Origin of the sequence: Pseudomonas edaphica, from assembly GCF_005863185.1 — a bacterium.
Taxonomy (GTDB): Bacteria; Pseudomonadota; Gammaproteobacteria; order Pseudomonadales; family Pseudomonadaceae; genus Aquipseudomonas; species Aquipseudomonas edaphica.
Map to the genome: position 1 here is coordinate 1 of NZ_VBVZ01000097.1, position 14,565 is coordinate 14,565.

Annotated in this window: 14 protein-coding genes and 1 pseudogene; 5 read left to right on the forward strand and 10 right to left on the reverse strand. The window is 61.5% G+C overall.

Translation table 11 applies throughout. The features are described from left to right. Positions 1-624 (reverse strand): bestrophin family protein (locus tag FEM54_RS08965; RefSeq protein WP_138450497.1); only part of this gene is annotated, 624 nt, incomplete at its 3' end. Between the two features lie 227 nt (positions 625-851). On the opposite strand from FEM54_RS08965, the gene FEM54_RS08970 reads away from it, so the two are divergent. From FEM54_RS08970 to FEM54_RS08990, 5 genes are read left to right on the forward strand one after another with little or no spacing between them, the layout of a single operon-like run. Beyond that, positions 852-2,498: an AMP-binding protein gene (locus FEM54_RS08970; RefSeq protein WP_138450499.1), complete on the forward strand. Its 1,647-nt coding sequence runs from the start codon at positions 852-854 to the stop codon at positions 2,496-2,498. Positions 2,499-2,519: 21 nt separating this feature from the next. Next, entirely contained in the window at positions 2,520-3,287 is a 768-nt protein-coding gene (locus tag FEM54_RS08975) for an SDR family NAD(P)-dependent oxidoreductase (RefSeq protein WP_099549743.1), read from the forward strand. Positions 3,288-3,299: 12 nt separating this feature from the next. After that, positions 3,300-4,484 (forward strand): acetyl-CoA C-acyltransferase, encoded by a 1,185-nt coding sequence (locus FEM54_RS08980; protein ID WP_138450501.1) that lies wholly within the window; start codon positions 3,300-3,302, stop codon positions 4,482-4,484. Between the two features lie 9 nt (positions 4,485-4,493). Next, entirely contained in the window at positions 4,494-5,621 is a 1,128-nt protein-coding gene (locus FEM54_RS08985; protein ID WP_017138784.1) for an acyl-CoA dehydrogenase, read from the forward strand. Between the two features lie 11 nt (positions 5,622-5,632). Next, complete coding sequence (locus FEM54_RS08990; protein ID WP_017138783.1) at positions 5,633-6,406, forward strand: enoyl-CoA hydratase; 774 nt, start codon at positions 5,633-5,635, stop codon at positions 6,404-6,406. Between the two features lie 146 nt (positions 6,407-6,552). Here the strand turns inward: FEM54_RS08990 and FEM54_RS08995 are convergent. The 9 genes and pseudogenes from FEM54_RS08995 to arnE form a co-directional block, all read right to left on the reverse strand. Next, positions 6,553-6,879, reverse strand: a pseudogene (locus FEM54_RS08995) (acyl-CoA dehydrogenase family protein); the annotation flags it as partial. Between the two features lie 122 nt (positions 6,880-7,001). Continuing rightward, the gene (locus FEM54_RS09000; protein ID WP_099549746.1) at positions 7,002-8,153 is read right to left on the reverse strand and encodes an acyl-CoA dehydrogenase family protein; all 1,152 of its coding nucleotides are present in this window, start codon (positions 8,151-8,153) and stop codon (positions 7,002-7,004) included. Between the two features lie 3 nt (positions 8,154-8,156). Then, positions 8,157-9,260, reverse strand: a complete 1,104-nt coding sequence (locus FEM54_RS09005) for an enoyl-CoA hydratase/isomerase family protein (RefSeq protein WP_138450503.1) — start codon at positions 9,258-9,260, stop codon at positions 8,157-8,159. Between the two features lie 117 nt (positions 9,261-9,377). After that, positions 9,378-10,091, reverse strand: coding sequence for an HPP family protein (locus FEM54_RS09010; RefSeq protein WP_138450505.1), 714 nt, complete (start codon positions 10,089-10,091; stop codon positions 9,378-9,380). A gap of 164 nt (positions 10,092-10,255) precedes the next feature. Beyond that, entirely contained in the window at positions 10,256-10,444 is a 189-nt protein-coding gene (locus FEM54_RS09015; RefSeq protein ID WP_256349256.1) for a type VI secretion system contractile sheath small subunit, read from the reverse strand. A 255-nt stretch (positions 10,445-10,699) separates the two neighbouring features. Next, complete coding sequence (locus tag FEM54_RS09020; RefSeq protein WP_138450509.1) at positions 10,700-12,322, reverse strand: ArnT family glycosyltransferase; 1,623 nt, start codon at positions 12,320-12,322, stop codon at positions 10,700-10,702. Between the two features lie 4 nt (positions 12,323-12,326). Continuing rightward, positions 12,327-13,706: a UDP-glucose dehydrogenase family protein gene (locus tag FEM54_RS09025; protein WP_017135719.1), complete on the reverse strand. Its 1,380-nt coding sequence runs from the start codon at positions 13,704-13,706 to the stop codon at positions 12,327-12,329. Beyond that, positions 13,703-14,116, reverse strand: a complete 414-nt coding sequence (gene arnF / locus FEM54_RS09030; RefSeq protein WP_017135718.1) for a 4-amino-4-deoxy-L-arabinose-phosphoundecaprenol flippase subunit ArnF — start codon at positions 14,114-14,116, stop codon at positions 13,703-13,705. The genes FEM54_RS09025 and arnF overlap by 4 nt, the downstream gene beginning before the upstream one ends. Continuing rightward, a complete protein-coding gene (gene arnE, locus FEM54_RS09035) occupies positions 14,113-14,460 on the reverse strand; it encodes a 4-amino-4-deoxy-L-arabinose-phosphoundecaprenol flippase subunit ArnE (protein WP_017135717.1) in 348 nt (115 codons plus the stop codon). The genes arnF and arnE overlap by 4 nt, the downstream gene beginning before the upstream one ends. Between the last annotated feature and the right edge of the window lie 105 nt (positions 14,461-14,565).

Genomic DNA, 14,565 nt, shown 5'->3' on the forward strand with positions numbered 1-14,565 from the left:
CAATAGCAGCGTGTAAGGGAAGGGCAGTGGCGTGCTCTTGATCCGCTCGCAGGCGGCCTGCACCAGGCTGAGGCTGACCAGCCGGGTTTCCAGCTGGGTGTAGCGCCATTCACTGATCACACCCTGTTCGGCCAGCCGCGAAAAGCGCGCGCCCAGTTGTTGCAGCACGTTGTCGGGGAGATTGGGATGCGCCCGGTCAACAGTTATCCAGGGTGTGATAACGCGGGCCTCGTCTTCACGGCGCAGGTGCGCGACCAGGCCGTGGGCAAACCCGCACACCCCACGCAGCAGGCTGGCGCGCTCGGGTGAGTTGCCCAGCACTTGGGTTTCGCGAATCAGCGAGCGCACCTCAATGATCATCTGCCCCAGTTGCTTGCGGCCTTCCCACCAACGGTCGTAGCAGGCGTTGTTGCGAAAGCTCATGAAGATCGACAACGACAACCCGAGCAAGGTGAACGGCGTGGCATTGACCTTGGAGAAGTAGGCCGGGTGCAGGGTCTCCACCAGCACGATCACTGACGCCAGCAACGTGACCATCAGGCTGCGCAAGGCAATGCGCTTGGCAATCGAACCTTTAAGGGAAAACAGGATACCCATGAGGTTGGGTTTGGGGCGAACGATCATCGGGACACGGCTTCTTTGGCGGCGCAGGCCTGGAGATTAGGAGTTTGCGCCCAGAGCGTCCAATCACTGCGGCTGACCGGCTGATAAGCCGGATCAATGATTGGCCAAACCAGTCAGCCAAGTTGAAGGCTTTGACCATTGCCGCCAAAGCGCTCTAGAGCGACTATTTCAGCGATTCTCGTCGTGAAAAATGTCCTGAAAATAAAAACACACAAGGATTTGGAACCATGCGTGAGTATTTGGCTGCCACCACTGCCTTCGACTACCAGCACACCGTCAACGCCGCCCTGTCCGGCAACCTGCAAGCCCTGAATGCCTGTGTGGAGTGTTGCGATCGCCACGCGCTGCCGGGGCGCATTGCGTTGTTTTGGGAAGGTAAGGATGGGCGCAGCGCCAGTGTGACCTTCACCCAATTGCAGGACCAGGCGGCGCGCTTTGCCAATTTCCTCCTGGCCCAAGGCGTGCAACAGGGTGACAAGGTGGCGGGGCTGCTGCCACGCACGGCAGAGTTATTGGTGGTGGTGTTCGCCACCTGGCGTATCGGCGCGGTGTATCAGCCGCTGTTTACCGCCTTCGGACCCAAGGCCATCGAGCATCGGCTGAACAGCTCCGGCGCCGTACTGGTGGTCACGGATGCGGTCAACCGCCCCAAGCTGGCTGTAGTCGAAGGCTGCCCGACCATCGTCACGGTGGCCGGGGACAAGGGCGAAGGCATCGTGCGCGGCGACTACAGCTTCTGGGCTGAACTGCCGAACTATTCGAATACCTGCGAACCGGTGCTGCTGGGCGCAGAAGCCCCGTTCCTGCTGATGTTCACCTCGGGCACCACCGGCCCGTCAAAAGCCCTGTCGGTGCCGCTCAAGGCCATTGTCGCCTTCCAGAGCTACACCCGCGACGCGGTGGATTTGCGTCCCGAAGACGCGTTTTGGAATGTCGCCGACCCGGGCTGGGCCTATGGCATCTATTTTGGCGTGACCGGGCCGTTGTCCATGGGCCACCCGATTACGTTCTACGATGGGCCGTTCACCCTGGAAAGCACCTGCCGGGTAATCAATAAATATGGGATTACCAACCTCACCGGTTCGCCCACCGCTTACCGCCTGCTGATTGCTGGTGGCGAACAGTTCGCGCGCGCTATCAAGGGCAAGCTGCGTATCGTCAGCAGCGCCGGCGAGCCGCTGAACCCGGAAGTGATCCGCTGGTTTGCCGACAACCTGGGCGTGACCATTCATGACCATTACGGCCAGACCGAACTGGGCATGGTGCTGTGCAACCACCACGGCCTGGTACACCCCGTGCATGTCGGCTCTGCGGGCTTTGCCTCACCGGGCCACCGCATTGTGGTGCTCGATGATCAGAACCAGGAATTGCCGGCAGGCCAGCCCGGTATTCTCGCCATCGACCGTGAACAGTCGCCGATGTGCTGGTTCGCCGGCTACGACGGCGTAAAGACCAAGGCGTTTGTCGGCAAGTACTACCTCAGTGGCGACACCGTGGAGCTCAACCCGGACGGCAGCATCAGCTTTGTCGGGCGCAGTGACGATGTGATCACCACATCCGGCTACCGCGTAGGGCCATTCGATGTCGAAAGCGCACTGGTCGAGCACCCGGCCGTGATCGAAGCCGCTGTGGTCGGCAAACCCTGCCCGGAGCGCACCGAGCTGGTCAAAGCCTTTGTGGTGATCAACGAACAGTACCGCGCTACGCCCGAGCTGGCCGAGGAGCTGCGTCTGCACGTGCGCAAGCGTTTGGCGGCCCACGCCTACCCACGGGAAATCGAATTTGTCAGCGACTTGCCCAAGACCCCGAGCGGCAAGCTGCAACGTTTTATTTTGCGTAATCAGGAAATTGCGAAGGCACAGGCCATCGCCTGATCCACTTTTAAGGAAACAATGATGCAGATTGAAAACAAGGTATTCCTGGTCAGCGGCGGTGCTTCGGGCCTCGGCGCGGCCACCGCTGAGATGTTGATTGCCGCTGGTGCCAAGGTGATGCTGGTCGACCTGAACGCCGACGCTGTGGCGGCCAAAGCCAAGCAACTGGGCGATAACGCCCGCAGCGCTGTGGCCGATATCAGCCAGGAAGCCGCCGCCGAAGCGGCCGTACACGCCGCCGTTGCAGCCTTTGGCGGCCTGCACGGCCTGGTGAACTGCGCCGGGGTGGTACGCGGCGAAAAAATCCTCGGCAAAAATGGCCCACACGCCTTGGCCAGCTTTGCCCAGGTGATCAACGTCAACCTGATCGGCAGCTTCAACCTGTTGCGCCTGGCGGCTGCCGCCATCGCTGAAACCGCGGCGAACGCCGACGGTGAGCGCGGCGTGATCATCAACACCGCGTCGGTAGCCGCCTTTGACGGGCAGATAGGCCAGGCGGCGTATGCCGCCTCCAAAGGCGCCATCGCCAGCCTGACCTTGCCCGCTGCCCGCGAACTGGCGCGCTTTGGCATCCGCGTGATGACTATTGCCCCGGGCATTTTCGAAACGCCGATGATGGCCGGCATGACCCCCGAAGTGCGCGATTCCCTGGCCGCGGGTGTGCCATTCCCGCCACGCCTGGGCAAACCGTCCGAGTACGCCGCGCTGGTACGCCACATCATTGAAAACAGCATGCTCAATGGCGAGGTGATCCGTCTCGACGGCGCCTTGCGTATGGCAGCCAAGTAAGGAGAACACCCCATGAACGATCCGATTGTTATTGTCAGCGCCGTGCGCACACCCATGGGCGGCTTCCAGGGCGACCTCAAGGGCCTGACCGCGCCGCAACTGGGCGCTGCCGCGATCCGCGCCGCCGTCGAACGCGCCGGGATTGCCCCGGATGCCGTGGACGAAGTGCTGTTCGGCTGCGTGTTGCCCGCGGGCCTGGGCCAGGCGCCTGCGCGTCAAGCGGCGCTGGGCGCCGGACTGGACAAGGCCACGCGCTGCACCACCTTGAACAAGATGTGCGGCTCGGGCATGGAAGCGACCATCCTCGCCCACGACTCGCTGCTGGCCGGCAGTGTCGACGTGGTGGTCGCCGGCGGCATGGAAAGCATGTCCAACGCGCCGTACCTGCTCGACCGCGCGCGCAGCGGCTACCGCATGGGCCACGGCAAGGTGCTTGACCATATGTTCCTCGACGGCCTCGAAGACGCCTACGACAAGGGCCGCCTGATGGGCACCTTTGCCGAAGACTGCGCCGAGCACAATGGCTTCACCCGTGAAGCCCAGGACGCCTTCGCCATTGCCTCGCTGACCCGCGCGCAAGAGGCCATCACCCATGGCAGCTTTGCTGCTGAGATCGTCCCGGTGCAGGTCACCGTTGGCAAAGAGCAAAAGACCATCCTGCATGACGAGCAACCGCCCAAGGCCAAGCTGGACAAGATCGCCAGCCTGAAACCGGCGTTCCGCGAGGGCGGCACGGTGACGGCGGCCAACTCCAGCTCGATTTCCGATGGTGCGGCGGCGTTGCTGTTGATGCGCCAGTCCGAGGCGCAACAGCGTGGCCTCAAGCCCTTGGCGGTGATCCACGGGCATGCGGCCTTTGCCGATGAGCCGGGGCTGTTCCCGGTGGCGCCCGTGGGTGCGATTCGCAAGCTCATGAGCAAGACCGGCTGGAACCTGGGCGACGTTGACCTGTTTGAAATCAACGAAGCTTTCGCGGTGGTCAGCCTGGTGACCATGAGCAAGCTGGAAATCCCCCACAGCAAGGTCAATATTCACGGCGGCGCCTGTGCCCTGGGGCATCCGATTGGTGCTTCCGGTGCGCGCATCCTGGTGACGTTGCTCTCGGCCCTGCGCCAGAAAGGCCTCAAGCGCGGGGTTGCCGCCATTTGTATCGGCGGCGGTGAAGCCACGGCCATGGCCGTCGAATGCCTGTATTAAGGACTCAACATGCTGCCCAATGACGAACAACTGCAAATCAGCGAAGCGGCCCGGCAATTTGCCCAGGAACGCCTGAAACCCTTCGCCGCCGAGTGGGACCGCGAGCACCGTTTCCCCAAGGAAGCCATTGGCGAAATGGCCGAGCTGGGCTTTTTCGGCATGCTGGTACCGGAGCAGTGGGGTGGTTGCGACACGGGCTACCTGGCCTACGCCATGGCCCTGGAAGAAATTGCCGCCGGCGATGGCGCGTGCTCGACCATCATGAGTGTGCACAACTCGGTGGGTTGCGTGCCGATCCTCAAATTCGGTAACGAGCAGCAGAAACAGCAGTTCCTCACGCCGCTGGCCAGTGGCGCCATGCTCGGTGCCTTTGCGCTGACCGAGCCGCAGGCAGGCTCCGATGCCAGCAGCCTGAAAACCCGCGCACGCCTTGAGGGCGACCATTACGTGCTCAATGGCTGCAAACAGTTCATTACCTCCGGGCAGAACGCCGGGATCGTGATTGTGTTTGCCGTCACCGACCCGGCCGCAGGCAAGCGTGGGATCAGCGCGTTTATCGTGCCGACCGACTCGCCGGGCTACACGGTGGCGCGGGTTGAAGACAAACTCGGCCAACATGCGTCCGACACCTGCCAGATCCTCTTCGAAGACGTAAAAGTGCCAGTCGCCAACCGTTTGGGCGAAGAGGGCGAAGGCTACAGGATCGCCCTGGCCAACCTCGAAGGCGGCCGCGTCGGCATCGCCTCGCAATCGGTGGGCATGGCCCGCGCCGCCTTCGAAGCCGCGCGTGACTATGCCCGTGAGCGCGAAAGCTTCGGCAAGGCGCTGATCGAACACCAGGCGGTGGCCTTCCGTCTGGCCGACATGGCCACGCAAATCGCGGTGGCCAGGCAGATGGTGCATTACGCCGCAGCCCTGCGTGACAGCGGCAAGCCGGCCTTGGTCGAGGCGTCGATGGCCAAGCTGTTTGCTTCGGAAATGGCCGAAAAAGTCTGCTCGGCCGCCTTGCAAACCCTGGGCGGTTACGGTTACCTGAGCGACTTCCCATTGGAGCGGATCTACCGCGATGTGCGGGTCTGCCAGATTTACGAAGGCACCAGCGATATTCAGCGCATGGTCATCTCACGCAACCTTTAAGGAGCCGATACATGAGTTACGAAACCCTTTTGCTCGAAGTCCAGGGCCGCGTCGGGCTGATTACCCTCAATCGCCCGCAAGCCCTGAACGCCTTGAACGCCCAGTTGGTCAGCGAGTTGAACCAGGCACTGGACGGCCTGGAAGCCGACCCGCAGATCGGCTGCATCGTGCTGACCGGCTCGAAAAAAGCCTTCGCCGCCGGCGCCGACATCAAAGAGATGGCCGAGCTGACCTACCCGCAGATCTACCTCGACGACCTGTTCAGCGACAGCGACCGCGTCGCCAACCGCCGCAAGCCGATCATTGCTGCGGTCAACGGTTTCGCCCTGGGCGGCGGCTGTGAACTGGCCTTGATGTGCGACTTTATCCTGGCCGGTGACGGCGCCAGGTTCGGCCAGCCGGAAATCAACCTCGGCGTACTGCCGGGCATGGGCGGCACCCAACGGCTGACCCGCGCCGTGGGCAAGGCCAAGGCCATGGAAATGTGCCTGACCGGGCGCTTTATTGATGCCGTTGAAGCTGAGCGCTGCGGGATTGTGGCGCGCATTGTGCCGGCCGATGACCTGCTTGAAGAAGCGTTGAAAACCGCGACCTTGATTGCCGGCAAGTCCGTGCCGATCAGCATGATGGTCAAGGAAAGCGTGAACCGTGCGTTTGAGGTGAGCCTGTCTGAAGGCGTGCGCTTTGAGCGGCGGGTGTTCCATGCCGCGTTTGCCACACAGGACCAGAAGGAAGGCATGGCGGCGTTTGTGGCCAAGCGCGCGCCTGAGTTCAAGGACCAGTAACCCGGCCGTAAACACTGAAGATCATAAGGTGGGAGCTGGCTTGCCTGCGATGCAGACACCTCGGTTTATCGGTTAGACCGAGGTGATGCTATCGCAGCGGTGCGACGATTCGACAAGCCAGCTCCCACATTGGTCTTGTGTGGCTTTTAAAGCTGGTAGTTCTTCAGCTCCCTGGCAATCACCATCCGCTGAATCTCGCTGGTGCCTTCGTATATCTGCGTAATCCTCGCATCCCGGTAGTAGCGCTCCACCGGATAGTCCTCAAGATACCCATACCCGCCATGGACCTGCATCGCCGAGGAGCAGACCTTTTTGGCCATCTCCGAAGCAAACAGCTTGGCCTGGGAGGCTTCCGACAGGCACGGCTTGCCGGCGCTGCGCAGGCGTGCGGCGTGCAGGATCAGCAGGCGGGCGGCATTGAGCTGGGTCTGCATGTCGGCCAGCAGGTTGGCGATGCTTTGATGCTCAATGAATGCTCGTTCCCACGCTCTGCGTGGGAATGCCGCCCTTGACGCTCTGCGTCAGCGCTTGAGGCGTGACGCAGAGCGTCACCGGATGCATTCCCACGCAGAGCGTGGGAACGAGCAACTGGCAGTCAGAGCTGGTAGTTCTTCAGCTCTCTGGCAATCACCATCCGCTGAATCTCGCTGGTGCCTTCGTAAATCTGCGTAATCCGTGCATCCCGGTAGTAGCGCTCCACCGGGTAGTCCTCAAGATACCCATACCCGCCATGGACCTGCATCGCCGAGGAGCAGACCTTTTCGGCCATCTCCGAAGCAAACAGCTTGGCCTGGGAGGCTTCCGACAGGCACGGCTTGCCGGCGCTGCGCAGACGTGCGGCGTGCAGGATCAGCAGGCGGGCGGCATTGAGCTGGGTCTGCATGTCGGCCAGCAGGTTGGCAATGCTTTGGTGCTCGATAATCGCCTTGTTGAATTGCACCCGATCACGCGCATACGCCAGCGCCGCCTCAAAGGCTGCACGGGCGATGCCCAACGCTTGGGCGGCAATGCCGATGCGTCCACCCTCGAGGTTGGACAGGGCGATGGCCAGGCCCTTGCCGCGTTCACCCAACAGGTTGGCTTCGGGTACTGTGCACTGGTTCAGCGTGACGGCGCAGGTGTCCGAGGCACGAATGCCCATCTTGTGTTCGGTACGGTCGACCACAAAGCCTGGTGTGTCAGTGGGCACCAGGAAGGCAGAAATACCTTTCTTGCCCAGTTCCGGGTCCGTCACCGCAAACACAATGGCCAACTTGGCGCGCTTGCCATTGCTGACGAACTGCTTGGCACCGGTGATCACCCACTGGCCGTCGCGCAGTTCGGCGCGGGTGCGCAGGTTATGGGCTTCGGAACCGGCCTGAGGCTCGGTGAGGCAGAAGCAACCAATGGCCTGGCCGCTGGCCAGGTCAGCCAGCCAGGTGTGTTTCTGCGCATCGGTGCCGTAGTTGAGGATTGGCCCGCAACCGACTGAATTATGGATACTCATGAGTGCGCCGGTGGCGCCATCACCGGCGGAAATCTCCTCGACGGCCAGGGCATACGCCACGTAGTCGACATAGGTGCCGCCCCATTCTTCCGGCACCACCATGCCCAGCAAGCCGAGTTCGCCCATCTTCGCGACCAGGGCGTCATCGATCCAGCCGGCTTTTTCCCAGGCTTGCGCATGCGGGGCGATTTCGCCACGGGCAAAGTCGCGCGCCATGTCGCGAATCATCACTTGTTCTTCAGTATATTCAATATCTTGCATGGCTTATTTCCCACTCTGCTTGAAGTCGCTGAAGAAGCTCTCGACATGGCTGGCGTCCAACTCATGGATCGTCGCGGGGCTCCAGTGCGGGGTTTTATCTTTGTCGATAATCAACGCGCGAACGCCTTCGATCAGGTCGCCGCGTTCGAACCACTGGCGATCCAGGTGCAATTCCAATGCGAAGCACTGCTCCAGCGACAAGCGCCGGCCACGGCGCAGCATCTGCAGGGTAACGGCCATTGCCAGCGGCGAGCGGGTCTGCATCAGGGCGGCGGTGCTGAGCGCCCATTCGTGGCTGTCGGCGACAGTGACTTGCTGCAGTTGCTCGACCATGCTCGGCACATCCGGCAACGCAAAGAAGTGGTCGATCACCGGGCGCAGCGCGGCCAGCGGGGCATCGGGCAATTGTTGTACCGCAAGTTTTGCCAATACGCCCTGAAGGTCCTTGAGCGGCGAATCCTGCCATTGCAGGTGGTCGAGCTTCTGATCGAGTTCGGCGAGTTTCGCGCTGTCGATACACCAGTCCGCCAGCCCGCAGTACAGCGCATCGGCGGCGCGAATCTGCACGCCGGTGACCCCAAGGTAAACCCCCAGCTCGCCAGGGATGCGCGAGAGGAAATAGCTGCCACCTACGTCCGGGAAATAACCAATGGCCACTTCCGGCATCGCCAGGCGGCTGCGCTCGGTCACCACACGCAAGTCGGCGCCTTGCACCAGGCCCATGCCACCGCCGAGGACAAAGCCGTCCATCAGGGCCAGCACGGGCTTGTGGTAATGGTGAATTGCCAGGTCGAGGGCGTATTCCTCGACGAAGAAGTCCTGGTGCAGGCTGTCGCCCTGCTTGAAGCTGTCGTAGAGAGAGCGAATGTCGCCACCGGCGCAGAACGCTTTTTCACCGGCACCGCGCAGGACCACGGCATACACCTGCGGATCGCTCTCCCAAGCCAGCAGTTGTGTGGTCAGGCTGCGGACCATCTCCAGAGTGATGGCATTCAAGCCAGCGGGGCGGTTGAGGGTGAGGTGGCCAATATGGTTACGGACTTCGGCCAGCACCTCGCCCTGAAGAATCCTGGTGTGGCTTGCTTCGGATGAAACCTGAGCAGTCATCACTAACTCCCTGCTTTTATTGTTCTTTATCAAGATGTTCGCGCACGAACTATCTCGCGATCGTACCAGTGCAAATTTGCCCAGTACAACCCGGAATCATGCAGGTCGTTTTTGCATTTATGCAGCGCTGCGGCCACCCAGCACTTCACCGATGCTGCGGCGCCGGGCATGCCCTTCAGCCGCGTGTATCAGTTGCTCCAACTCCGTCGGCTCCACATCAAAGAACCGCTCCATCTCGGCCAGGGCCAGTTTCAGATCGGCTGCCGTGATGGCGGCATCTGTCACCGGCGCTGTGCTGCCCAGGACCACGGCGGGCGATTCGATCGCGCCTTTGGGGTAACGCGTGCGTGTCACGTTGTTATAGGCCAGCGCACCGGCCAGCAGCGCGCCAGCCCCGAGCATCACCGGCCCCACTTCCTGCCAACCCAGGGCGATAGAGGCCGGATCGGCGAGCACCAGCGTCATGGCCAAGCCACCGGCGGGCGGGTGCAGGCAGCGCAGCCAGCAAATCAACACGACGGTCGTGCCCGCAGCCAGGCATGCGCTGCCCAGCGTGCGGCCAAGCACCCGCGCCACCAGCAGAGCCACAACGGCAGCGCACAAGTAGCTGCCGATAATCGACCAGGGCTGTGCCAACGCACCGGAGGACACGGCAAACAGCAAAACCGCCGATGCCCCCAGCGGGCCGAGCAGGTGCAAGGCGACTTCCATACCGAATACCTGGGCACACACCCAGACACTCAATAGCGTGCCCAAGGCCATGCCAATGGCGGCGCGGCTCCATTCGGCGGGGCGGGTATTGATTGCAGCGGGTAACCAGCGAGCGAGCATCGACACGATCCATAAAGCAGCAGACGAAAAAAAAGGCTCGCCTGGTTGCCCGGATAAGCCCTTTGAACGTTCCAACATTTGGGGGAGGAACCTGTGCAGTGTGCCGAGCTTGATGCTATGGCGCCAATGCATATTAATGAGGGTTAAATGCAAAAATAATGCAGTTAGTGTCCCTCGTCATAGGTGATGCGATGCGTCGGTTGCGGCAGCGGCGTGCTGATGCGTCCGAGCACGCGGCTATCAGCCTCTTCGTTGAACAGCTGCCTTTGCAGGTTCTCCCGCAAGGCAGGGTCGTCGGCCAAAGGCCCCTTCAATGCCACCAAGGCATCGCGCAATGCCATCAATCGATCCAGCCTCGGCGCAGGGATAAGCAACAGGTCTTCTGGCACGGCATTGCCCAGGTCTGTGTGCGTGGAAGGCTGACGGCGCCCGGTAGTAGATAGTTAACGCACATGACAAAGGAGTCTACATTTGGGTTCCGGGCATCGGAAGGCAAAGTGCGCCAGCGTTTACGCATAGCCATGTAGGGGCTTTCCGGGCAGTCATAACGAAAAACGCCCACTCTTGAAGGAGTGGGCGCTGTTTCCGTCAGACCACTGTCAGCGTAATTACGGCGCGCTGACTTTCTCTAGATGGAGCAACACATACGGGTCTTTGTCGAACTCCCCGGTGAGTGTCGGGGTGATCGAACGCAAGCGCGGATCCTGCAGATTTTCGAAGTCTTTCGTGCTCATTACCAGCCATGCCGGACCTTGCAGTGGCGCCAGGTCTGCAGCCGACTGGGTAAACAGCGGCACCTTATCGCAGTTGAAGTTGACCATGAACTTGATGGCTTTTGCATCTTTGCCCAAGCCATGCAGCACCACGGGGGCCGGTTGCTGCATGATCTGTTCTTTGACGCCAAGGCTGAATGTGCGGGTGTCGTAAAGCGTACGCTCCAATGGCTCGACCACCACAATGTAGGTCGACCAGAGCGCCAGCACCGCCGCGAGTGCCGACCCCAGCGGGCGTAGACGCGCCTTGAGCAGTGACAGCAGCGACACTATTTGCAGCACGCCAAGCACGCCGAAGACCACGCCCAGGTTGTCCAGCTGTGCCGGGTAACGCTTGCGCGCCACCACCAGCCCGATCACCAGCAGCGCTGACAGCAGCGTCCAGATGCCCAGCATCAAGCCGCGCAGCCAGGCGAACAGCCGCCCCTGGGTGACCTGGAACGGGTAGGCCGCAATGATCGCCGCCATGGGCAGCATCGGCAGGATGTAACGTGCCTTCTTCGCCTGAGGGACCGACAGGCCGAGCATCACCAGCAAACCTGCCGCCGCGCAATACAGCACCAGTTTCAGTGCCGGGTCGGGTGACCGACGACCGCCGATGGCGATTGCCAGGAGCACCAGCAACGCCAGCGGATAAGCCAGCGCGTAGTTGCCCATGGAACTGGTGAAGTAATACAAAACCCCGCTGGAACCTTCGGTGCCGTCCATACGCCCCAGGAACTGCATGCGGATCACGTCCTGCATGAAGTCTTCGCCACCACTGAGCTTGGCCAGCAGCAACAACAGGCCGACACACGCCGCCAGCACTGCCAGCGCGATAAAGCCGAAGGTGAACAGTTGGCGCCATTGGCGGTTGATCAGGTAATAGCTGCACAGCACGCCAGTGGGGATCACCAGGCCGATTGGCCCACGCACCGCAAAGCCCAGGATCAGCAGCAAAAACAGCCAATGCAAGCGTTTGGCTGCCCCGAAGTGGTCATGGGCATAGCCCAGATAGAACACGGTCAAGGCGATGGCCGCGAGCATCTGGTCCAGCGACACCGCGCGGGTTTCGCTGATGAAGGTGCTGCTGAGCAGCAGCATCGCGATGCTGAGCAAGCCCCAGCGCGTGGAGTAGGGCGCCGTAAGGCGATACACCAGCACCACGATCACCGCCGAGGCGATGGAGGTGGGCAACCACGCGGTGAGGCTGCTGACCTCGCCAAACGGCAGGGACAACAGCCAGGTCAGCAGGGTCGAGGTCGCCAGGTAGTCCGCGTAAGGCTGGCCATAGGTGGTGGGGAAAAAACTCGGTCCATGGCGCAGCATTTCCTGGGCAAACACCACGAAGCGCGAGTCAAAGCCGATGATTGCCTGGTGCCAGTTGCCGACAATAAACAGCACCAGCGCCAGGAGCCCGAGCCCCAGCGACTGATTGCGGATCGTTGCTGTAAGCAGCGGCGATTGAGCTTTGTTCACGTCTTTAGTCTTCCTTGGCTGGCGCTACCCAGTTTTGCTGTGGAATCGGCAGCTCGCAGGAGTCGCCACGGCCCATCGGGAAATATTTGAAGCCCTTGCGCGCCAGGCGCTCGCCGTCGTACAGGTTGCGACCGTCGAAGATCACCGGGTTTTTCAGGCGGGCGTGGATCAGTTCGAAATCCGGCGCCTTGAATTGCTGCCACTCGGTGCACACGATCAACGCATCGGCGCCGCTCAAGGCTGATTCCGGCGTGCCCAGCAGGGTCAGACGCGACTCGTCACCGTAGATGCGCTGGGTTTCCTGCATGGCTTCGGGGTCGAACGCACGGACATTGGCGCCGGCCGCCCACAGGGCTTCCATCAGCACGCGGCTTGGGGCATCGCGCATGTCATCGGTGTTGGGCTTGAAGGCCAGGCCCCACAAGGCGAAGGTCTTGCCTTGCAGTTCGCCTTTGAAATACGCATTGATACGCTCGAACAGCTTGCTCTTCTGGCGCTGGTTGATCGCTTCGACCGCTTCGAGCAGGTCGCTGGAGCAGTTGGCTTCCTTGGCGCTGTGGATCAGGGCGCGCATGTCTTTGGGGAAGCACGAACCGCCGTAGCCGCAGCCCGGGTAGATGAAGTGGTAGCCGATGCGTGAGTCGGCGCCAATGCCCAAACGCACGGCTTCGATGTCGGCGCCCAAGTGTTCGGCCAACTCGGCGATCTGGTTGATGAAGCTGATCTTGGTGGCCAGCATGCAGTTGGCGGCGTACTTGGTCAGTTCGGCGCTGCGCAGGTCCATGAAGATGATGCGGTCATGGTTGCGGTTGAACGGCGCGTACAAATCACGCATCACTTCGCGCACTTCTTCGCGTTCACAGCCGATGATGATGCGGTCCGGGCGGCGGCAGTCGGCAACGGCCGAGCCTTCCTTGAGGAATTCGGGGTTGGAGACGATATCGAACTCCAGGTGGCGACCGGCAATGTGCAGGTTTTTTTCGATATGGGCACGCAGGGTGTCGCCCGTACCGACCGGCACGGTGGATTTTTCCACCAGGATCACCGGTTCCACGCGATGGCGGGATACGGCATCGCCCACCGAAAGCACGTACTTGAGGTCGGCCGAGCCGTCTTCGTCCGACGGCGTGCCCACGGCGATAAACAGCACCTCACCGTGTTCTACGGCGAGTTTTTCATCATAGGTAAAGTGCAGGCGCCCGCTTTCCAGGTTTTCCTTGACCATGGCCGCCAGGCCCGGCTCGAAGATGGTCACGTGGCCTTTTTGCAGCGACTCGACTTTGCTCTTGTCCACGTCCATGCAGATCACATCGTGACCGACTTCGGCCAATACGGTGGCCTGTACCAGACCGACGTAACCGCTACCAAATACACTGATTTTCATGGGGCATTCCTGGGGCTTGCAACGCTAGCACGACGAGAGTTAATAACCAGAACACCGAGAATGACCAAGGCCACCCCCAGGGTTTTTGAAAGCGAAAAATGTTCGTTGAACACCGGCAGGCTGGCCGCCAGCAGGTACACCAGCGCGTAGCTGATGCTTAGCAGCGAATAGGCGCGGCCCAGGGGCAAGTGCTTGAGCGCGCCGAGCCAGCACAGCATCGACAGCGCATAGGCGATGATCGCCAGGATCACCACGCCCAGGGCGCCAAGATCAATCGATTGACTGTTAAACGCATTGAGCCACTCAGTGGGCAACGGCAGGCGCGTCATGCTCCAGCGCATGCCCAATTGAGCAGCACTGACCAGGCCAACACTGCCCAAGGCCAGGGCAAACCCTTGTGTGCGGCTCATACGTGACGCCCTAGCAGCACAACGCCGCCAATCACCAGCGCGACACCCAGCCAATGACGGCCATCGATCTGCTCATGGAAGACAAACCGCGCCATCAGTGTCACCAGCACAAAATTGAGGCTGAGCATGGGGTAGGCGATGCCCACTTCCAGGCGCTGCAACACCAGCAGCCATACCAGCAGGCCAAGGCCCAGGCACACCAGCGCCGACCACAGCCACGGCGAGCGCAGTTTCGGCGCCCAACCGTCGGGCTGGTCACGCCAGCTTTCTACCGCAAACTTTTGCGAAACCTGGCCCATGCAGGTGAGCAGACAGGCGCTCAACAGGAGAAGCAAGGTGATCATTGCGCAGCCTGTGGGAAGATCAGGATGACGATATTGCCTTGCTCATAGCGCTTGCCGTCTTGGGGCAGCAGGTTCACTTCGGCCACTTCATCGTCGCCCTTGACC